This window comes from Deinococcus yavapaiensis KR-236 (assembly GCF_003217515.1).
GTDB lineage: Bacteria > Deinococcota > Deinococci > Deinococcales > Deinococcaceae > Deinococcus_A > Deinococcus_A yavapaiensis.
Genome location: NZ_QJSX01000007.1, coordinates 141398 through 161447 on the forward strand (window position 1 = coordinate 141398; position 20050 = coordinate 161447).

17 protein-coding genes are annotated in these 20050 nt (G+C 64.6%); 4 read left to right on the forward strand and 13 right to left on the reverse strand.

The features are described from left to right. Positions 1-26: 26 nt before the first annotated feature. Genes DES52_RS10495 through DES52_RS10515 form a run of 5 tightly spaced genes read right to left on the reverse strand, consistent with a single transcriptional unit; the run spans position 27 to position 5863 of the window. Positions 27-1805 (reverse strand): ABC transporter substrate-binding protein, encoded by a 1779-nt coding sequence (locus tag DES52_RS10495; protein ID WP_110886769.1) that lies wholly within the window; start codon positions 1803-1805, stop codon positions 27-29. 60 nt (positions 1806-1865) lie between these two features. Further along, positions 1866-2903, reverse strand: coding sequence for an ABC transporter ATP-binding protein (locus tag DES52_RS10500; protein WP_110886770.1), 1038 nt, complete (start codon positions 2901-2903; stop codon positions 1866-1868). After that, a complete protein-coding gene (locus DES52_RS10505) occupies positions 2896-3915 on the reverse strand; it encodes an ABC transporter ATP-binding protein (RefSeq protein WP_110886771.1) in 1020 nt (339 codons plus the stop codon). Before DES52_RS10505 ends, DES52_RS10500 begins: the two co-directional genes overlap by 8 nt. Further along, positions 3912-4778, reverse strand: coding sequence for an ABC transporter permease (locus DES52_RS10510; RefSeq protein WP_110886772.1), 867 nt, complete (start codon positions 4776-4778; stop codon positions 3912-3914). Before DES52_RS10510 ends, DES52_RS10505 begins: the two co-directional genes overlap by 4 nt. Next, a complete protein-coding gene (locus DES52_RS10515; RefSeq protein WP_110886773.1) occupies positions 4775-5863 on the reverse strand; it encodes an ABC transporter permease in 1089 nt (362 codons plus the stop codon). The genes DES52_RS10510 and DES52_RS10515 overlap by 4 nt, the downstream gene beginning before the upstream one ends. Before the next feature lie 286 nt (positions 5864-6149). On the opposite strand from DES52_RS10515, the gene DES52_RS10520 reads away from it, so the two are divergent. After that, on the forward strand, positions 6150-6881 hold the full coding sequence (locus DES52_RS10520; RefSeq protein WP_110886774.1) for a GntR family transcriptional regulator: 732 nt from the start codon (positions 6150-6152) through the stop codon (positions 6879-6881). A gap of 97 nt (positions 6882-6978) precedes the next feature. Here DES52_RS10520 and DES52_RS10525 read toward each other — a convergent pair whose 3' ends face one another. Next, positions 6979-8430, reverse strand: coding sequence for a serine hydrolase domain-containing protein (locus tag DES52_RS10525; protein WP_110886775.1), 1452 nt, complete (start codon positions 8428-8430; stop codon positions 6979-6981). A 152-nt stretch (positions 8431-8582) separates the two neighbouring features. Further along, on the reverse strand, positions 8583-8750 hold the full coding sequence (locus DES52_RS22920; RefSeq protein ID WP_170131000.1) for a hypothetical protein: 168 nt from the start codon (positions 8748-8750) through the stop codon (positions 8583-8585). Between the two features lie 743 nt (positions 8751-9493). Between DES52_RS22920 and DES52_RS10535 the strand changes: the two genes are divergently transcribed. Both DES52_RS10535 and DES52_RS10540 read left to right on the forward strand, forming a co-directional pair. Beyond that, positions 9494-10303: a hypothetical protein gene (locus tag DES52_RS10535; protein ID WP_146237255.1), complete on the forward strand. Its 810-nt coding sequence runs from the start codon at positions 9494-9496 to the stop codon at positions 10301-10303. Between the two features lie 121 nt (positions 10304-10424). Next, positions 10425-12596 carry an ATP-binding protein gene (locus DES52_RS10540; protein ID WP_170131001.1) on the forward strand — a complete coding sequence of 724 codons (2172 nt, stop codon included), beginning with the start codon at positions 10425-10427 and terminating at the stop codon, positions 12594-12596. A 21-nt stretch (positions 12597-12617) separates the two neighbouring features. Here the strand turns inward: DES52_RS10540 and DES52_RS10545 are convergent, their stop codons facing one another. The 4 genes from DES52_RS10545 to DES52_RS10560 all read right to left on the reverse strand — a co-directional run bounded on the left by DES52_RS10545 (position 12618) and on the right by DES52_RS10560 (position 16458). Then, entirely contained in the window at positions 12618-12869 is a 252-nt protein-coding gene (locus tag DES52_RS10545) for a DUF2249 domain-containing protein (protein WP_110886779.1), read from the reverse strand. A gap of 87 nt (positions 12870-12956) precedes the next feature. Further along, entirely contained in the window at positions 12957-13655 is a 699-nt protein-coding gene (locus DES52_RS10550; protein WP_110886780.1) for a Crp/Fnr family transcriptional regulator, read from the reverse strand. 284 nt (positions 13656-13939) lie between these two features. Then, positions 13940-15202, reverse strand: a complete 1263-nt coding sequence (locus DES52_RS10555) for a multicopper oxidase family protein (protein WP_110886781.1) — start codon at positions 15200-15202, stop codon at positions 13940-13942. Next, complete coding sequence (locus DES52_RS10560; protein WP_170131002.1) at positions 15199-16458, reverse strand: multicopper oxidase domain-containing protein; 1260 nt, start codon at positions 16456-16458, stop codon at positions 15199-15201. The genes DES52_RS10555 and DES52_RS10560 overlap by 4 nt, the downstream gene beginning before the upstream one ends. Positions 16459-16944: 486 nt before the next feature. Here DES52_RS10560 and DES52_RS10565 point away from each other — a divergent pair, with 486 nt between their 5' ends. Then, positions 16945-17766: a hypothetical protein gene (locus tag DES52_RS10565; RefSeq protein WP_110886783.1), complete on the forward strand. Its 822-nt coding sequence runs from the start codon at positions 16945-16947 to the stop codon at positions 17764-17766. Positions 17767-17858: 92 nt separating this feature from the next. Here DES52_RS10565 and DES52_RS10570 read toward each other — a convergent pair whose 3' ends face one another. After that, positions 17859-18989: a serine hydrolase domain-containing protein gene (locus tag DES52_RS10570; RefSeq protein ID WP_110886784.1), complete on the reverse strand. Its 1131-nt coding sequence runs from the start codon at positions 18987-18989 to the stop codon at positions 17859-17861. 433 nt (positions 18990-19422) lie between these two features. Next, a complete protein-coding gene (locus tag DES52_RS10575; protein WP_146237256.1) occupies positions 19423-19884 on the reverse strand; it encodes a hypothetical protein in 462 nt (153 codons plus the stop codon). Between the last annotated feature and the right edge of the window lie 166 nt (positions 19885-20050).

Sequence of the window (20050 nt, forward strand, 5' to 3'; positions counted from 1 at the left end):
AAGGCGGGGTCGTCCTCCACGACGGCTTACTTGAGTTCGGTGACGGTGTACTTCTGCGCGACGGCGGGCGTGTAGCGCTGCTGCGTTTCGCTGTACCACATGAGCGGCGGGAAGGCCATGTGATACACCGGCGAGCTGAAGCTCTGTTGAAGGCTGTTGCCCGTGAAGAAGTTGAACGAGTAATCCTGCTGCTGGTACGGCAAGGCGGTGCGGAAGGACTTGTCGCTGCCCGCGATGGGTTTGAGGGTGCCGTTCAGGAACTGAATGGCGATGTAGTTGTCGCTGCCTTGGTTGTTCTTGTAGATGCTGTTGTTCATTGGCAACCAACCGGTCACGCGCGCTTTGGTGTTGATGGGGTCGGTGGTGTAGCGCTCGAAGATCGGGATGACGGGCAACTGGTCGTTGAAGATCTGCGCGAGGGTTTGCACGTACGTCTTCTGCTTGGCGACGTCGTCTCCCGCGAGGGACTGCTGGATGAGCGTGCGGATGTTGACGGTCTTGCCGTCCTTGGTTTTTTGGGTGAGCGGCCAATTCATGCCTTTGGATCCCGTCTTGGCGTCGGGTTTGTTGCTGCCGAAGAACCCCTCGGTCATGTAGTACCCGTACGAGGTGGACGGATGGGAAGGCGTGGAGATCAACCCGAAGTCCATCAAGGCTTGATAGCGAGCTTGGTCGATGGTGGCGGGACGTTCTTGCGCGGCGATGCTGCGAACGGTGGTTTGAAAGCCGAAGCGGTTGAGTTGCTGCGAAACGGCTTGCGCGGCCGCGAGGAAATCGACGAAGTCGCCGGGCGCGGTGATCTCGAACTTGACGGGTTTGCCTTCGTCGTCGACCCACGTGGCGCCTTGCTTCTTGAAGCCGATGCTTTGCAAAAGCGCCGTGGCCTTGCTGACGTCCGTCTTGTACTCGTCGAGGCCGCGCCGCGTGGTGGCGTTGAGCCAACCGGGAACGAGCAGATCGGAGAAGCCCGCCATGTACTGGATGGGCTTGCCGGCGTCGCCGAGGGCAATGCGGGCGACTTCGTCTCGGTTGATGACGTGCGCGACGGCTTGACGGAACTCTTTTTTGCTGAAGGTGTCGATGTTCTGGTTGAACCACAAGGCGGGGCCGACGGAAAGCGGGCTCTTGATCAATTGCAAGTTGGGGTTTTGGGCGATGGCCTTGACGTCGCTGGGCGTGAACGCCGCGATGGAGTAGTCGATTTGGTTGGACAGCAAGAGCGGCAGGACTTGTTGCGTCTCGCCGTAGTAGACGATGACGCGGTCGAAGCCGATGCGGCCCGCGTTGTACCCGCCCTTGTTCTTGACGAGTTCGAGTTGGGTGGGGCCGACTTTGTTCGACGTGAGATAGAAGGGGCCGTAGCTGACGGTGGTGGTGGGCTTGTACTTCTCGAGGTCGTTGAGGAGGTCTTTGACGTCGGCGCCGTTGCGATCGGCGCCCTTGACGCGTAGTTGCCGCGCGCGGGTGTAGAGCGGGCCGTACTGCGACCACGAACCGGTCTGGTTGCTGCGAACGAGTTGACGCAAAATGGTGGGGGAGACGTCCTTGAGGTAGAACTCGATGGTCGCGTCATCTTTAGCTTTGACGTCGGTGAGTTGATTCCAGATGCCGTAGCCTTGCGCCCAGATGAGGTCGTATCCGCCGACGAAGTCGCGGGCGGTGAGCGGCGTTCCGTCGCTCCACTTGATGCCGGGCTTGAGGGTGACGGACACGAGGTACTTCGCGTCTTGGGCGAAGGAGGCGGTGCCGGTCATCGCGGCGAGGGCGAGCGCTCCGGTGAGGACGTTCGTGAGGACCTTTATCATACCTGTCTCCTTTGACGGGTGAAGCTGGACGAGAGGAAGGTGCCGTGGAGCGCCGCGCGCTCAGTGACTTCCGGAAGGCGCGTCGGTGGTCGCTGCCGCATCCGGCGTCATGCCCGGATGGAAGCCCGTGAAGACGGTGCACGCGGTGGCGTGCCGAGGAGACGTGGTGACGAGCGCGGGAACGGCCGTGTCGCACACTCCCGCGACGAACTGCGGGCAACGGGGATGAAAGGGGCAGCCGGCGGGACGTGCGAGCAAGCTCGGAATGTCGTCTTGCCGAAGCTGGACGGGCGCGGATCGCGGCGCGTTTGAGAGCGGGTCGGGCGGGCTCGCGGCGAGCAAGGCCCGCGTGTACGGATGCTGAGGATGACGGATGAGTTCGTCGGCGTCGGCGATTTCGACGATGCGGCCGAGGTACATCACGCCGACGCGGCCGTTTCCGGCGACGTGCCGCGCGAGGGCGAGGTCGTGGGTGATGAAGAGGATGGCGAGGCCGTGTTCGTCTCGCAGGCGCCGCAAGGTGTTGAGGATGCTGATGCGAATGCTGACGTCGACCATCGAGACGGCTTCGTCCGCGACGAGAAACGACGGGCGGACGCTGAGCGCGCGGGCGATGGAGAGGCGTTGGCGCTGCCCGCCGGACAGCTGATGGGGAAACTTCGTGAGGACCTCGTCGGCGGGCGTGAGATCGACGCTTTGCAGAAGTTCGCGCAGGCGCACTTCGAGTTCGTCGCGGTGACGAACGAGGCGGTGGCGCTTGAGGGGCGCGGCGAGAATGTCACGAACGCGCTGAGACGGGTTGAGGCTGGCGTACGGATCTTGGTGGACGAGTTGAACGCCGAGGCGGTAGGCGCGGCGTTCGGCGCCACGAAGACGCGTGATGTCCGCGCCGGAGTAAGACACGCGACCGGTGGACGGAGGAGTGAGGCCGGCGATCATGCGCCCAGTGGTGGTCTTGCCGCACCCAGACTCGCCGACGAGGGAGACGATTTCGCCAGGATGGATGTCGAGGGTGACGTCCTCGATGACGCTGACGGGACGGCCTTTTTGCAAGAAGGACTTGCCGACGTGTTCGAGACGGACGAGCGCGTCAGACATGCTGCTTCCTTTCGCGGACGGTCTGCGCCTGGACGTTCCCGGCGAAGTGGCAGGCGCTGCCGTGACCGGCGTCGACGAGGTCGAGCGGCGGCGCGTGTCCGCGCGTGCACTGGGGGCGCGCGTGAACGCAGCGAGGATGAAACGGGCAGCCGGTCGGGAGGGTGACGAGGTTAGGAGGGGAGCCGGGAATGCTGGTGACGTCACGCTGCGTTTCGAGCGAGGGAATGGCGCGCAGCAAGCTGGCGGTGTAAGGGTGCGCGGTGCGCCGCAGGACTTGCTCGGTGGTTCCGGTTTCGACGATGCGTCCGGCGTACATGGTGAACAGGCGGTCGGCGAGTTCGCTGGCGACGCCGAGGTCGTGGCTGATGAAGATGATGCCGAGCTTCTTTCGGCGCCGCACGGAGGTGAGAACGTCGATGATGGCGCGTTGCGTGAGCACGTCGAGGGCTGTCGTGGGCTCGTCGAGAATCAGGATCTTGGGTTCGAGCAGCAGGGCGAGGGCGAGCAGGACGCGTTGCCGCATGCCGCCGCTCAGCTCGTGTGGATAGGCGTTCCATACGCGGGTCGGTTCCAACCGGACGCTTTCGAGCAATTCGAAGGCTGCCGTGCGCGATCCTCTGCCGAAGGCGCCGTGCGCGCGGGCGGTCTCCTCGAAGTGCTCGGAGATGCGGAGCAGCGGATTGAAGGCGCTGATGGCGCTTTGCGTGACGTACGCGCATTCCCGCCAGCGGAAGGCGCGCAGGTCGGGGGCGGTGAAGGTCAAGACGTTCTCGGGGCCGCGCCGACCGTGGTAGGTGACTTGGCCGGTGATGGCGGTCGTCTTGACGGGCAGGAGACGCGCGAGGCTCTGCCCGAGGGTGCTCTTGCCGCTGCCGCTCTCGCCGATCAGGGCGATGCACTCGTCGACGTGCAAGTCGAAGCTGGCGTCACTCACGGCATGAACGGGGCCTCGCGCGCCGCGGTACGTGACGTTCAAGTCGCGAACCGTGAGAACGGAAGATGAAGCGGTCATCGCTGGCTCCTGAGGCGGGGGTTGAAGGTTTCCTCGTAGCCGCGCGCCATCATCACGAGCGACAGTTGCAGCAAGCAGATCGCGCCGATGGGAGCGAGGACGCTCCACGCGGCGTCGGCGAAGTAGATGGCGTTTTGTCCGTACGCGACGCTGAACAGCAGACCCCAGTTGTCGCGCAGGGGGAGGATGCCGAGGAAGGCGAGGCCGACTTGTTGGTAGATCGCTTGCGTCATCGATTGGATGGTGCTGACGACGATGAACGGCGCCATGCTCGGAAGCAGTTCTCGCAGCAGCATGTGGACGGGGCCGAGGTCGAGCAGGCGGGCCGCTTCGATGTACTCGCGTTCTTTGAGTGACAAGACGTTCGCGCGAACTTGCCGCGCGAGGACCGGCCAACTGAACACGGCGATGAGGGCGGCCAGGGCGACGGTGGATTGAACGCGCCACGTGCTGGCGACGACGACGAGGAGGATGAAGCGGGGAATGGTGAGCCACAGGTCGGTGGCGCGCATCAGCAGGGCGTCGACACGACCGCCGACGTACGCGCTGGCGCTGCCGAGGGTGACGGCGACGAGCGTGGTGAGCGTCCCGGCGATCAAGGCGAGCAGGACCATGTCGGCGCCGCCCCGAACGAGCAACGCCAAGTTGTCGCGCCCTTGGTAGTCGGTGCCGAGCACGTGCGAGGCGCTGGGCGGCCCGCTGATCGTCGTCGCGTCGAGTTGCGGAGCGCCGACGACGAGCGCGCCGAGGAAGGAGACCACGACGAGCAAGGCGAACAGCGTGGTGCCGATCAGCGCGGTGGGCGTGGCATTCGAGCGAACGCGGCGCGCGCTCGCGGCGAGTGGAGTGGGAGGAGTGGTCACGCCGAATCGCCTCCGAGGCGGATGCGAGGATCGAGCCAGGTGGACAACGCGTCGGCGACGGCGGTCGCGACGAGCACGGCGAAGGTGGTGATCAAGACGACGCCTTGCATCAGCGGATAGTCGCGGCGGGCGATGGCGTCGGCGAGGAGGGCGCCGACGCCGGGCGTGACGAAGACTTTCTCGATCAGGACGCTGCCGCTGACGGTGAAGCCCACCGCGATGGCGAAGCCGGTGACGAGCGGCAAGATGGCGTTGCGGCCGACGTACGCGTCACGAATGCGCGGCTCGCCGAGACCGCGGGCGCGGGCGACGTGAACGTAATCGTCGCTGATCGCGCTCATGGCGTTGCTGCGCATCGCCAGCACCCACCCGCCGAGCGAGGTGAGGGTGTAGACGGTGCCTGGCACGAGGTAGTGCAGCAAGGCGCTTTTGATGAACGGCCAGTTGAACCCTGGGGTGGTCGCCGGGTCGTACGCGCCGCGCATCCACTCGATGGGAACGATCTTCCACACCACGCCCAACAACAAGATCGCGACGACGGCGAGCAGAACGGCGGGAATGGAGTCGATGGCGGCCCAGGTGTTGCTGATAAGGTGGTCGGTCCACGCGTGGCGGCGCATCGCGGCGATCAAGCCAAGGCGAACGCCGATGATGAAGCTGAGCGTGAGCGCGATGCCGACGCTGAGGATCGTCCACGGAAGGCGCGCGAGGATCATGGGAAGGACGGGCGAGCCGGGCGAGAGGATCGACGAGTTGCCGAGGTCACCGCGAGTGACGTTGGTGACGTATTGGACGTACTGCTCCAGAAAGCTGCCCTGCACGTCGAAGCGCAGGACGGCCGAGGCGCGCGAACGCGCTTCTTCGGGGCTAAGGCCCGAAGCGGCGAGATCTTGGATGTACAAATCGATCGGGTTGCCGGGCAGCGCGCGAACGACGACGAAGGTGATGGTCGTGACGAGCCAAAGCATCACGACCATGCGCAGCAAGATCGCGGCGACGTGCCGAACGAGGCGGCGGCGGTCGGCGGCGCGCAGAGACGCGTCTGCGGTGGGGACCGCGTCCGGTGTTCCACGGTGATGCGTCACGCGGCGCTCCGCCGGGAGCGCGCTTTGCGAGATGGATTGTTCGGTGTGCCGCGAATGGCGTGAACGTGGTAGCGCACGACGCGTCCTCCTTCGAAAGTTCGGATGGGGCGGTTGTGGTTCAAGAAAGAGTCTAAGTGGTCCCTAAGAGGTTTTCAAGGGGTTCCACTCCTTTCGCGCCTTCGAACCTGGGGCGCACTGCTCGAATGAACGTGCGACACGCGTGAACTTGTTGCAAGTCAAATCACGACACGATAGGTTGATTGGTATGGGTTTGGTCCACGAGCCGATGACGGATGACACGCCGCTGTACCTGCAAGTCGAGGCGCGGCTCCGCCAAGGCCTCGCCATTGGTACCTGGCCGGCGGACCAAGCGCTTCCCCCCGAACGCCAACTGGCCGAGGAACTCGGCGTGTCCCGCCGTACCCTCCGCAAAGCCCTCGAACGCCTCGAAGACGAAGGCGCCGTCATTCGAAAGCGCGGCTCGGGCACGTACGCCGCCAGCATTCCCGCGCAGGATGAGGACGTCCCACGCCTTCATCGACCGCTCCAGACGCTCACGAGCTTCACAGAGGACATGCGCGCGCGCGGCCACACCGTCACGTCGAGGTGGCTGATTCGAGAGATCACGGCCGCCACGCCCGACGAGGCGCTCGCCCTCGCCATCTCCCCGACCGCTCGCGTCGCGCGCCTCAAACGCCTGCGGTTCGCCGACGACGAACCGGTCGGCGTGGAACTGGCCGTCCTGCCCGCCGAGATCGCGCCCGAACCCGAGAAGATCGAGCACTCCCTGTACTCGTACTTGGACGTGACCAACTCCCGGCCCGTCCGCGCCCTTCAACACATCCGCGCGATGCTCATGCCCGCCAAAGAAGCCGAACTTTTGCAAATTCCGCCGACCGAACCGGCGTTGTTCACGCGTCGCGTCACGTACCATGCCAGCGGCCGACCCATCGAATTCACCCGCAGCTTCTACCGCGCCGACCGGTACGACTTCGTCGTGGAAATCGGCGGACGCTGAGCGGCGCGCTCGTCTGGCGCGGCGAAGGCCCGATTCGCTCCGAGCGTTCGGGCACCTTACGATGTGCTTGGCACTGGAACGGTCCGCCACTGAAACGTCAGGCGCGGGCGAGGAGGCTGCGCAACTCGCGCCCGACGCGGTGCGCGGCGGGCGGCGCGTAGTTGGAAAGCACCACCGTGGTGGTGTCGCGCTCCAAGTCGTGGTCGAGCCACGCGCTGATCCCGGCGCCCGCCCCGGAAACGTGCAGCAACGCGCGCTCGTCGGCGTGCACGTGAAACAGGCCATACCCGGCTTGACTGTCGGGGCGGTTGGTCGGCACGACGGATTCGAGCATCAGGCGCGTGCGCTCCTCGTCGAGGAGTTGTCCGCCGCGCAGCGCGCGAATGAAGCGAACGAGGTCCGCGGCGGTCGAGTACGCGTACCCGTGGGGACCGCCTCGAATCTCCACTTCGCGCACGTGACTGCGGCGCGGTCGCGCCGGTAGGTCCGGCTTGGACGCGTGCACCTCGTAGCCCATGGCGCGCTCCGGATGCTCGAAGTCGAGCTCGTCGAAGTCCGCGCCGTCCATGCCCGCCGCGTCGAACACGACGCGCTTGACGTAGGTGTAGTAATCCTCTTCGGCGGCGTGCTGAATGGCCAGACCCAGGATGACGTACCCGACGTTGCTGTAGTGCCACCCGCCGCGACGCGCGGCGTCCGGCTCGCGGAAGCGCACGAGGTGCCACCACGCGGCCATGTCGCGGCAGCGGTCCTTCCACAGCCAGTGCAAGTCCCCCGTGAGGACGGCGGGGTCGAAGCCGGCGGTGTGGGTGAGCAACTGGTGTGGCGTGACGCCTCGCCAAGCGTTCACGGGCTGTGGCAGGAAAGCGTTCACCTCGTCGTGCACATCGAACCGGCCCTCTTGCGCGAGGCGAAGTGCCGCGACGGCCGTGAACGCCTTGGTGATGGACGCGAGGTTGAAGCGCGTGCGTGACGTGATCATCGCGCCGGTCGCCTGGTGCGCTTCGCCGAGGCACATGTCGAGCAGGGGCTCGGCGGGACCTTGCACGAGGACGCAGCCGGAGAAGACGTCGAGGTTGCCCACGGTATCGAGGTAATTGCGCGCTGCCGCCCAGACGGACGTGCGCGCGGCAGGACGGACGGGCACCGTCACGAAGCGGTGCCCGTCGTGAACGGACGCCATGTGGAACCGTTGAAGCTGACCGGTGAGCGGGTCGACGGTGACCGTCAAGCGGACGCGGCCCGTCACGACGGGAAGGCGTTCGCGCGCCGTGACGCAGATGCGAGCGTTGGTTTCCTCGTGCACGACCTCGACTTTCAGGCCGCGGTTGAGGTACACGAGGGGCGCGACCCAATCGCCGAGGTGCGGCGCGGGCGTCGCGACGGGCCGAAGGTCGCTTTCCTCCACGCGCACGTCGGGCGCGGAGGTCGAGGAGACGTACGCGACGAGTTCGGCAAGGGTCGACTCGTCGTACAGATGAAGGAAGCCTCGAAGCCAGCGAGCGGACGTGGTTCTCGTGAGTTGCGCGGTGGACACGGTCAGGGTCACGCCTCCTGAAGTCGGTCAGGGTTGCCCGCCGAAGGCACGGAGGTGTGCGCCGACATCGATGGTACCACTGTGATTCCACAGTAAGCCAATCACCTCTATGAGTCAACCATAATGTTACCAAAGAGATTCCAATCTGGTTGGAACGGCCCGGATCACTCGCTGGCGTGTCGCTCCTCGTCGGCGTCACGGCACTTCAAGGCGCCTTGAAGAAACTGGAGGAGGGCGTCAGCGGAAGCGAAGTACCGGCGCGCCTCACTGTTTTGCTGCACGGAAGCGCGCCACACGGAGCGCAGGTCGTCCTGCTCGAACCAGACTCTCATCACATATAACTGCCGCTCCTTCGAGCGTGCGGTCGTTTCGTCCGACAACGGCGTCTCATGAAAGGAAAGGCTCGCGCGCTCGTCCGCGCTCATGGCGAGCCACCAGGAGAGCGTCGAGCTTCCTGCTCGCGCCAAGACGTTCGCTCTACCGAGCGCGAGAAGCTGAAGCCCACACCACCGGCGAGGCGTGTCGACGAACGTGAATACGAGCGGATGCGCATGAAACCTCCTGCATCGAAAGGGTGGCGGCAATGATCCTGCCGAGGCCGTCACGTGAACGGACCTGCCAAGGCACCGTACGCACCCGCAGGTGATCTCCCGGTGATTTCGCGGCCATCGCCGAAGTACGAGGAAGCGGGAAGGCATGAACGCAGATTCGGTCTTGGCCGTCCACCTTCCGTGAAGTTTGAATTCCTCCAAAAGCCGAGGAACCGGGCTCCTGCCTCTCCTGCCCGCCTCGGTGCATCCCTCGCGCAAAAGGGCTCGAGCGGGACGCGCCCCACTTCCACGCTCTCTCTCGCCGTCAGTCAACCGTGTTCTTGCGTCCGGACGGGCTCGAAAGGTCGGTCACCTCCAAATCACCTGTGGCTTGGCATGCTGCCGTTCGACGAGCACGAAGTTCGGCTCGCACCGCCCAAAGGCGCCGTGAGAACGCTCGTCGCGGTTCGCCCCTTCACCAAACCCAAGCCGGCAACGCCCGTGCCGCTCGACGTTCGACAAGCTCGAAGCAGTGGGAGGAATTCATGCACACAAATCACCAACCTCAAGTCCTGCCTCCGTCGTCCGGTTCCACGAAGGCGCCCGACATAGTTCGTTCTGCCGCGCCCCGGGCGTGGTCGTTCGACGCCGCGCGACGTTCGGCACTGGTGTGGGTGGCGTTGATGGCGTACTGGGCGCTGGCGGACGTGCTCACGCCGCTCTTTCCGTCCGGGGGACGCTCCGTTCATCCGGACTCTTGGCTGACGCATACCGTCATCACGCTGCTGGGTTTGGCGGCCGTGTGGTGCATGCACCACACGGGCTTCCCGAGCGGATGGGACCGACGAAATCATCGCGCGGGTTGGCTCGCTTGGCCCGCCTTCACCGGAGTGGCGCTCGGGGCGCTGCAAGTGGGAACGGAAGTCGTCACGAACGCGAGCGAGGTTCTCGCGGCTCGACTCGGGCAGGCGTTCAACGTTGCCTTTCCCCAGTCGTTCTGGGTGTACACCGGCGGCGCCATCACGTGGGAGTTCGTCTTCCTGCTGTTTCCGGTGCCTGTCCTGCTCTGGCTCATCTCGCGCGTCGTGCTGCGTGGACGTGCGCAAGAAGTCGTTTTCTGGACCTTGGCCGTGATGTCGGCGTGCCTGGAGCCGTTGATGCAGGGAAGTCGAATGGTCAGTGTTGCCGATGGCGCGCTGAGCCCCGGCGTCTTTGTCGCTTACGCCGTTCAAGCGTTCGCCTTGAACTTCTCGGCGGCGGCGTTCTTCCGAAGGTACGGTTTGCTGGCCCCCGTCGTCGTTCGCCTCTCGTACTACCTCGTTTGGCACGTCATCTACGGCAACTTCTTCGGGTAAATTCCCTGTTCGTTTCCAAGACGGCGATTACGTGTCCTGAAGTCGACAGTTCTCCAAGACGTACGACGCCGCTTCGCTGGCTTCGATTGAGCTTCGTTCACGCGCGCCGTACACTGTGATGGTGTCTTCAATTTGGCGATTCAGCGCCCTCGGTGTCGCCGCGCTCCACCCTCCCGTGGGATCGCTCGTCTTGCTCGAACGCAAGACCGCCGGATTGCTGACGATACTCGCGCTCAACGGCCCGATGATTCGCTCCCGAGCCGCCGGAATCCTCTGGCCGGACTCGCGGGACATGACCGCGCGCAACAACTTGACGCAGTTGCTGCGCAAGCTTCGCCTCACGACAGGCGAGGAACTCGTAACGAGTTCGAGCACCAGCGTCCTGAGCCTCGCGCCCCACCTTCACGTGGACGCCCTCGACGCTCTCGCGCACTTCGAACACGCGCGGTACGAGGCCTTCCTCACGCATGACGGCGAACTGCTGGCTGAATTCGAATACGACGATTGCCCGAACTTCGAGGAGTGGCTGCTGACCGAACGCGACCGCTGGCACGACGCGCGGCGCAAGGCCCTCGTGGCGCTCGCCGACGCCACAGAACGAAGCGGTGACGTTCCGCTCGCCTTGACGCACGCGCAGCGATTGCTGCTGGCCGAACCGCAGTCCGAGGAAGCGTTCGTGCGTGTCATCAAGTATCAGTACCTGCTGGGCGACCGCTCGCTCGCGCTCGAAACCTCCCACCGGCTCGAAGTCATGCTGCAACGCGAATTCGGCGTCGAACCGCTCGTGTCGACCAAGGCGCTCATTCGGACGGTGCAGCACGACCGTGGATTGCCCGACCGACCGTCGCGCCTGAAGCGCGAGACGCCCGTCAGCATCCTGCGACCGCCCGTGCTGGCCGGTCGTGAACGGCAGTGGGAGTTGATGGAGGACGCGTGGACCCGCGGTCAAGGCATCATCGTGTGCGGTCAGCCCGGCGTGGGCAAATCACGCTTGATGCATGAATTCGCGAGCAGCAAAGGCCGCGTCTTGCGGTTCGAGGCGCGTCCCGGCGATCAGAACGTGCCGTATGCGACGTACTCTCGATCGTGGCGGAACATCTTGCGCGCCCGCCCGCACCTGGACTTGCCAGAGTGGGTGCGACGCGAATTCTCCCGCTTGGTTCCCGAAGTCTGGGACCGCGATCCGCCGCCCTTGCTGTCCCCGGCCGACCGAATTCGCTTCTTCGACGCGACCGCCGAAATCGCGCGCCTTGTCAGCGAAGACGCTGATGTCGTCGTGTCCGACGACTTGCAGTACTACGACTCGGCGAGCAGCGAGTTGAGCATGCACATCGCCAAGACGTTCGCGCCGTACACCAAAGACGGCGGCCTCGTCCAGCCGATCTTGGCCTTTCGTCAAGGAGAACTGCCCGCCTCGATGGAGGCGTATGGCCGAAGCGTCGTCGACGCGGGCCTGTACGTCTGGATCGACGTGCCTCCGCTCGACGCGGGCGCCGTTCAAGTGCTTTTGGACGGCTTGGGCTTGCCGGGCGCCGCTCGGCACGCTTCACGCCTCGCGTCCTTCAGTGGCGGCAACCCGCTGTACCTGCTCGAAACCGTGAAGCACTTGTACGAGACGGCTCAACTCGAAGCCGACCGCGTTGAGGACCTGCCGATTCCCCCGAAAGCGGCCGCGTTGATCAACGAGCGCTTGCTGAGACTCTCCCCGATGGCGCGGCACGCCGCCCAAGCCGCCGCGGTCTTGCAGAGCAACTTCACGGTGGAATTGATCGCCGAGGTTCTACGCGCGCCTCTGTTGGAGTGCGTGGATGCCTGGCAGGAACTGGAAGCGGCTCAAGTCATCGACGGCGAGCAGTTCGCGCACGACTTGATCTACGAAGGCGTTCGGCAAGGCATGACGGACAGCATGCGCGCCGCCCTTCATCGCAGCGCGGCGCGGGTGTTGGAGGCGTACAAGGCGAACCCCATGCGCGTCGCGCAACAGTGGCTCGCCGGGAACGCTCCGCAGCACGCCGCGCCAGTTTTGCTGCGCGCCGGACGAGCCGCCGAGGACGCCTTGCTGCTCCTCGAAGCCGAACGAGCCTATCAACATGCCGTGACGCTGTACCAGGAACTCCACGATGACCGCGGCGTCTTCGAGGCCTACCTCGCGTTCGTTCGCCTCGCCGTTCGCGTTCGCCCTCTCGAACACCTGCCAGGCCTTCTCGAGACGCTCGGACGGTACGCTCGGCAGCCCGAAGAGCGCGCGGCGGTACGTGCCGTCAGCGAGCTGGCCGCAGCGCGCGAATGCTGAGCGAGCGGACGGGCCTTCCTTTCAAGCGATCCGCTCGATGCGAACGTGCCATACGTCCGGGCCACGCTGCAGGTACTGCCAGTCGAAAAGCCCGTGGCGCTCCACCTGAAATTGATAGTGCAACGGCAACGGATCGTGGTTGTTGACGACCTCGACGCTCGCTCCGACCGGTAAGTCGTCGAAGGTCGCCAAGATAAGCGGATGCCGTCGTTCGCGTGGAATGTCACGAACGTCGATGACTTGGTTGTTCTTCGGATCGAGTGGCGTGTTCATGTCGATAAGTCCTTCGCGGTCGCCCGGGGCCTTGGCCCACGACGCTGCTCAACATGGGATTTCGGAGTTCGCCGAACGTCGTTCGATTCAGTGATCGTAGGCTACCATCGGCGCGGGAAGCAAGGTCGCGAGGGCGTCCGGATCGGGAATCCACACGCGGCGCCCCTCCAAGCGGATGAGCTTTTGACGGTACAAGTGGCCGAGTTTTCGACTGATGAGCTCGGGAACCGTGCCGAGCATCGCCGCCATCTCGGGATTGCTCGGCAAGCAGTATCCTTGGCCGTCGCGTTCCAATCGCTCCAGCAAGTCTTGAGCCAGCCGGGACGCCAATTCTTGGAAGAACATCTTGTCGACGAGGTGGACGAGCTTGCTTTGCCGAGACGCGAGGTACCGGATGACGTTTCTGGCCAACACGGGGTACTGCTCGACGCAGTGGTGAAACGTGGCGCTCGCGACGCGCAAGACTTCCGAGTCTTCCAGGGCTTCACACGACGCGGGATACACCCGTCGCTCCAAGAAGACGGCCACCTCGGCGAGCACCTGGCCGGGACCTTCGATGTGCAAGACCAGCTGCTTGCGTCCGTTCGGGTCTTGCTTGTAGACCTTCGCCCAACCGCTCGCCATCAGGTAGAGGGAGTCCACGAGGTCTCCTTCGAAGAAGATCGTCTGACCGACGTGGACGGTCGTGAGGGTCGAGTCTCGCGCCAGGACCTCCAGGATCTCGCGAGGCAAACCGCGAAACACGGAGCAGTCGAGCAAGACTTCCTCGGCTTTCGAAGAGGTCATGCCGCTCCGGCGAGTGGGCGGTGCCACGCGGCCCTTGTGCGCCGCTCGTGTTCGCGAGTGCCGCGTGGCCCTTCGGGTGGTCGCCGGTTCGGCGTGAAAACGCTGCCTGAATCGTTCACAAGTCTCCTCCCTGGCATCCGACGCGCTCTTGCTGAGCGTCCGGGTTGGATGCGACTTCACGCTAGTGACGTCGAGGTGACTGACAGGTGATCGGAGGCCGTCCAGCGTGGGCGAGCAGGACGACAGGGCACGGATCATGTTCGTGCCCTGTTCGTCGGCGCGCTTCAATGCTTGCCGGGTTCCGTGGGCGAGAACGTCCAAGCGCCCGTCTTGGCGTCGAACGTGCCGTTGACGAAGCTGGCCAGCTTGAGGTTCTCGGCTTGCAGTCGCGCTTGCTCGAGGGGCGGCGCGGTGCGAGCGGCTTCCGCGTTCCTCGAGATCAGCTCCTTGATAAAGTCCGGGTCGCCTTCGCTGACGGCCGCATGTCCGTCTTGGCCGTGCACGGCGCCTTCCAGGGGAAGGCGAGTCACCGCTTGTGCCTGCTGCGCATCGAACGGCTCGTCCTTCGAGCCCCGAACGTGCATCAGCATGCCGCCAGGATAGACGCCGTCGTTCGTCGCCGCGAGTGAATTGTGGTCGTGCCAAGGCCACGTTCCGTCGCGGCCCTTGACGAACACGTCGTACGTCTCGCCCGGAGCGATGTCGAGCGTGTCGGCGCCGTACGGCGCGAGCAACTGGTAGCCGTCCTTGTGGGTCACGACGAAGTGAGTGCCGTGCAAGTGCAAGGCGTGGCTTTGAAAGCCGGCGTTGATCAACCGGATGCGCGCGACTTGGCCCTTCTCGATTTTCATGTCGGGCGCTTCGTTGCCCACCTTGCCGTTCACGAGGTAGTAGTTGAAGTTCGGCTTCTCCGTGGGCTTCGCGAGGTCACGCTTGGTGTCCCACTCGCCGAGGATCGCGACGAATTCACGATCCCACGTCGGCGCGTCCTTGTCCTCGACGATCAACGAACCGTACATGCCCATGCTTTGGTGAAGAGACGTTTGCACGTGGCAGTGGTACCAATGCGTGCCCGCTTCCTTCGCGACGAACTGGTACGTCATCGTCTTTCCCGGCAGGATGTACGCGCCGGAGATGTGCGGCACGCCGTCGTTCAGTTCGTCGAGGCCGGTGATGCCGTGCGAGTGGACCGAGTGCGGTTGGCTCGTGTTGTTCTTGACGTTGATGACGACCGTGTCGCCTTCACGGACGCGAAGCGAAGGGCCGGGAACCGTGGCGGGCTGACCTTCGAGCCCGAACGCCCACGCCTTGACGGAAACGCCGTCCGCGAGCGTGTGCTGCACTTCCTCGATGTGAAGGTCGAATCGCCGAACGCGTCCGGTCGTTTGATCGCTGCTGACCGTGCCGCCCATCCAGGTGGTTCGAAGTTCTTTGACGAGGTCGCCGACCGACCAGTTCGGACTCAAAAGCTGCGCGGCCGTGGCGGCTGACGTCATGCCGACGAGGGACGTCACGACGAGGATGCGGCGCGACGAGGACCGGCTCATTGGACTTCCACCACGCCTTTCATGAAAGGATGAAGCGAGCACAGATACTCGTACAACCCGGCCTTGCTGAAGGTCACCGTGAACTTGTCGCCCTTGCCAAGGCCGTCCTTGAGTTCACCGCGCGAATCGAAGTTCGCGCCGACGATGGTGTGCAAGGTGTTCTCGTGGTTGACCCACGTGACGCTCGTTCCCGCCTTCACGACGATCTTCTTGTTGGAGAACGCGAAGTTCTCGATGTTGAGCTCCAAGCCGGCCCCGGACGGTTGCTCGGGAAGGCCCGTCATGTGACCGTGCGACTCTTCGACGGTGGAGCTCGCCTCACCGACCTTCAAGATGCCCAGCGCGCCTTTCATCGCGTCGCGCAGCGAGTGAGACAAGATCGCGTACGATCCGGCCGCCGCCGATAATTCGGCCACCAAGGCCCCGCCGGGCGCGACGCTCACCGTTTGCACGCCGTACAACGTGTTCTTCGGGTTGCCGTCGAGCAGCACCTTGTCGAAGATCGTTCCGATCACGTGGAACGCCGAGGTGTTGTTGATGCCCGCGTTGACGAAGTACAACCGCACGGTCTCGTTGGGCTTGGCCGTCAACGGAGCGGTGGTGTACTGCGCGGGAATGCCGTTGAATGCCAGCGCTTCGGGCTCCTCGTGAATCAACGCGCCGAGGTCCGTGCCGTTCTTGTACCACTCGTGTTGCACCAGCACGTACTCTTTGCCTTTGGGCGTGTAACCGGGTGGATCGACGATGACGGCGCCGAACATGCCGTTGGCGACGTGCATGATCACCGGTCCGGCGCTGCAGTGGTACAAGAACACGCCGGGGTAGTGGGCGACCCAATCGAACGTGATGCTTTCGCCCGGCTTGATGGCCTTGTGGTACTGCCCCATGTCCATCTGCCCGGCGTGAAAGTCCAAGCCGTGGTCCATGTTGGGATCGCGGTTGGTCAACGTGAAGCGCACGGTGTCCCCTTGATGAACGCGCAAGACCGGGCCGGGCACGCTGTTGTTGAACGTCCACACCTCCTTGGTTTCGCCGCTCGGCAACGTCAGCTTGGCGAGTTTGGCTTCGAGCTTGAACTCGACGATCTTGCCTTTTTGAGGCTGCGCGGGCGCGAGCGGATCGAAGGGCGTGACGGACATGGGTGTGGCGGGCGTGGCGACGCCGCGCGTGACGACGGCGGGCGTGGGCGTGTCCACGGCGAGAACCGTGGAGAGGGCGAGCAAGGACAGCGTGGACATCCGTACGACGTGCTTCATGGTTTCTCCTGGCCGGTCCGGTCTTCGGCACGGTTGACGCGTCGAAAGGAGCGCGTCGCGGCGTGTCAAGACGACCGGAAGTCCGGCGTGGCGTATTGGAAGTTGTCGCGCCCCGCTTCGCGGCAGGAACGACGACGGCATTGTCGACGTCGCCTTCGCCTTCGGCATTGACCTGGGTCAAACCTCGACGGCGGCCCGTCAATGCGAGGAGGCGCGCCCGAAGTGCCCGGGCCTTTCGATCACCTGCAAATCACCACCCGCCGCGCAAGGTCGTGACATGACTCAGGACGGCAATCGAACGGAAAGGAGATGGGCGACGCCATGACGTGAACGCAGAAGGCATCCAACCTCGCTGCAAGCGGCGCCAAGCTTGCCTGTGACGGCAACACCCACCGCTGTGCACATCACCCGACCCGAATCCAGGCCCCCCGACTTCAAGTGGTTCAGGCACGACGCCGAACCTTCGCTTCACGCGCAGGAGAACACATGAACGCCTCAGGTCAGAAACGCCGGTACCTCCTCCTCCTCGACGGGCTGTTGCTCACGATCACCGGACTCGTTCAAGCGCTGAGCGACGTCGCGAGCTACTTCTTCGGCCTCGGGCCGCTCGGCGGCCGTCTGCACGACAACCCAGCGTCTCTCGGCTTTTTTGAAGCGCATATTCTCGCCTTGATCTTGGGCGTCGTCATCCTCCTGGGACGCCACGACGCGAAGCCCCTTCGCTGGTATGCCGCCGCCGCCGTTTGCCACTTGGTTCTCGCGAGCGCCAACCTTCTCTACTGGGACGCTTTCGTCGCCTTCGACTTTCAACGCGTCGGCACGGTCGTGACCGTCGTGCACGGCGCGCTCTTCTTGGCGATGACGGTGGCCGCGCTCTCCTTGCGCCCCCAACTCGTCGTCGGTCAGGGCGCGACGTTCCGCTGGGCCGCGCTGATCACGCTCGCCGCCGGGTTGCTGCTGCACGGATCGAGCTTGGCGCTCGGACGAGAAGCGTTCATCGCGACGATCTTCACGCCGAAGGTCGATCTCCTCTTGGCGGTTCCCATGGTCGTCGCGACCTTCACGGGGTGGCGCATGCTTCGCTCGGCTCTCCACCCTCACCTGTGGGGAAAGGCGCTTCACGTGCTGTTGCTGGTGTACTTCACGATCAGCATCCCCGTGCACCTGCAAACCCTCATTCGTGGCGACACGCGGTACGTCCTGGGCTTCCCCGAGTGGTACAGCGTCCCGATCCTCGGCTTGCTGTCCGCCTTCGCCGCCTTCATCCTCTCCTTGCGTTTCGACACCTCGAAGCCTCGCCACGCGTGAACGTTTGAAGCGCGGCAAAGGATCGGGTCCGTGACGTTTCGTCACGGACCCGATCCTTTGCGTTTTGTCAGGTGTCGAAGCGCCGCGGCGCTTCAACGGCCAAAGACATCGTGGGCCAGTCGCGCGATCCGGTCGTGATCGAAACGCGTCGCGTTTCCCATCAAGACCACGGCGATTTCCACGTCCCGGTACAAGCGCATCAGCGTCCAGAAGCCCGCGCCACCGCCGAGGTGCTCCACGAACGACGAATCGCCACTCGATGAATCGGAAGCGTGGAACCAGCCGAGGCCGACGTTCAATTTCGCTCCCTTCGCGCGCAGATGCCGCATCTCCAGCGTCGCCTCGCGCGAAAGGATACGCGCCCCGTCGAGGACGCCTCCGGCCAAGTGCATTCGCGCGAACCGCGACGCGTCCGTGACGCTGCCGCTCAAGCCGCCGTACGCCGCGCCGTTGACTTGAAAGGGCGCGAAGTCGAGGTACCCGCCGACGTGGCCCGCGATGACGCCGGGCGGGAAGATGGCGCGCATGATCGGAGTGAGCGCGCGCGGCAAGCGGTGATGCCCCGTGGCGCGCGGAGCGTGCCGTGAAGCGTGAAAGGCCGTGTCGTGCATGTTCAGCGGAGAAAGGATTTCCTGCTGGACGTACGTTTCGAAAGGCTGCCCGGACGCGCGAGCGATCAGGCAGCCGAGCGCCAAGTAGCCGATGTTCGAGTAACGAACGAACGTCCCGGGTTGTCGAACGACACGGCGCACGCGCTTGAAGACCGCCTGAACGAACGCGTCCTCGTCGAACGTGGAATCGCCTTCGACGTGCACCCAACGCAGTGGAAGGGGATTGGGCAGGCCGGACGTGTGGCTGAGCAAGTGCCGCGCGGTCATCGGTGCGGTCGTGATGCGACCGAGTTCCGGTAGGAGATCCGTCACGGGGGCGTCGAGGTCGAGTCGGCCGCGCTCGGCAAGGCGGACGGTCGCCGTGGCGGTGACGAGCTTGGTCAGAGAAAACCAGGGGATGACGGTGCGCGTCGTCATCAACCGACCGGTGCGGACACTGGCTCGCCCGAACGCGTGGGCGTACACGGGTCCTTCCGGCCCGACGACGGCCACCGTGAGCCCCGGAAGGTGTTGCCGAGCAAGCGCTTCCTCGATTCGACGTGTCAGTACGTTCGCTCTGAAGTCGTCTGCAGGAACGTCGCGTGCGTAGTCGGGCTGGACGTAAATGGTCATGATGCAAATCCTTTCTTCGCCGATTGGCGTGGGAGGGTTCCTCGAGCAGCCACGGCTTGCTTGAGTCGCCCGGCAAGACGGGGACCGCTCGATCGCAAGAGGGCTCTCCCGGCGTGACGTGGCGGCGTCTGCGGCCGTGCACGTTGTCCTCGTGGTCGAGCAGCGAACGTCGTTCAGTGCGAGGAGCAAGGACGAGCCGCCTTCATCGACCTTCGCGCTTCCCGAGAGTGAGGCGCGAAGGTCCCACCGTTTTCAGGCATGACCGATACCCCTGGGAATGCAATGCGGGTGATGGCGAGAGGGTGGGGTGTCATGCCCTGGAACTCGGCCACCTGGTATTGAAAATCGAATGCACCTCCTTCGCTTTGACCGTAGGAGGTGCGAGGTGATTGCCTGGTGATCGTCAATCGGCGCGGCTGGGGTCCTTTCGTTGTCACGGCGAAGATCGACGGGAAGTCGAACGCCGATGAGACCACCGCAACGATTCGCGCGCCGCGAACTGCAAGCCAAGCGCCACCCCGACGACTTTGGCGGCCAGCGCGCCAAGGTCGGGCCTCAAGGGGGAGGAACTCGTCAGCACGACGGTCGTCACGACACCGACCAGGACGGCAGCGGAGAACAGCATGTTCAAGGCGAAGCGGCGTGCAGGCACCTTCATCCGCGCACTTCCAAGGCGACACGCGAGGTAGGCGCCGACGGCGCCTTGCAGGGGAGACAAGACCCACACCATCACGCCTTCGTGAACACTGTTCGCCGGGACGAACCGCAGGGCGATCACGGCGACGGCTTCGAAGACCGCGAGGACGCAGATGAGCGCGGCAGCACTCACGCCGAACTCGACCAGCCGCTTCCACATCGATGGTCGTAGATGCAGTCCGGCCTTTTCGTTCATCACATTCGACCTCCTATGGCGTCACCGACGAACCGCGCCTTGACGGCGGGCCGAAGGAGCTTCGCGGGACAAGGGAGTCGTGGCGGTGTGACCGCCGAGTGACCAGCGCCCTTCCCACGCCTTTCGGCGGGCAGCGAGCCCAGCCGGGTTTCGACGCGGGCCGAGGAGT

Bases quoted from the DNA above. Each gene is read 5' to 3' on its own strand.
- DES52_RS10560 (WP_170131002.1), bottom strand. From the start codon at position 16,458: ATGAAGCACGTCGTACGGATGTCCACGCTGTCCTTGCTCGCCCTCTCC.
- DES52_RS22920 (WP_170131000.1), bottom strand. From the start codon at position 8,750: ATGAGAGTCTGGTTCGAGCAGGACGACCTGCGCTCCGTGTGGCGCGCT.
- DES52_RS10520 (WP_110886774.1), top strand. From the start codon at position 6,150: ATGACGGATGACACGCCGCTGTACCTGCAAGTCGAGGCGCGGCTCCGC.
- DES52_RS10545 (WP_110886779.1), bottom strand. From the start codon at position 12,869: ATGAACACGCCACTCGATCCGAAGAACAACCAAGTCATCGACGTTCGT.
- DES52_RS10570 (WP_110886784.1), bottom strand. From the start codon at position 18,989: ATGACCATTTACGTCCAGCCCGACTACGCACGCGACGTTCCTGCAGAC.
- DES52_RS10495 (WP_110886769.1), bottom strand. From the start codon at position 1,805: ATGATAAAGGTCCTCACGAACGTCCTCACCGGAGCGCTCGCCCTCGCC.
- DES52_RS10550 (WP_110886780.1), bottom strand. From the start codon at position 13,655: ATGACCTCTTCGAAAGCCGAGGAAGTCTTGCTCGACTGCTCCGTGTTT.
- DES52_RS10555 (WP_110886781.1), bottom strand. From the start codon at position 15,202: ATGAGCCGGTCCTCGTCGCGCCGCATCCTCGTCGTGACGTCCCTCGTC.
- DES52_RS10565 (WP_110886783.1), top strand. From the start codon at position 16,945: ATGAACGCCTCAGGTCAGAAACGCCGGTACCTCCTCCTCCTCGACGGG.
- DES52_RS10535 (WP_146237255.1), top strand. From the start codon at position 9,494: ATGCACACAAATCACCAACCTCAAGTCCTGCCTCCGTCGTCCGGTTCC.
- DES52_RS10500 (WP_110886770.1), bottom strand. From the start codon at position 2,903: ATGTCTGACGCGCTCGTCCGTCTCGAACACGTCGGCAAGTCCTTCTTG.
- DES52_RS10505 (WP_110886771.1), bottom strand. From the start codon at position 3,915: ATGACCGCTTCATCTTCCGTTCTCACGGTTCGCGACTTGAACGTCACG.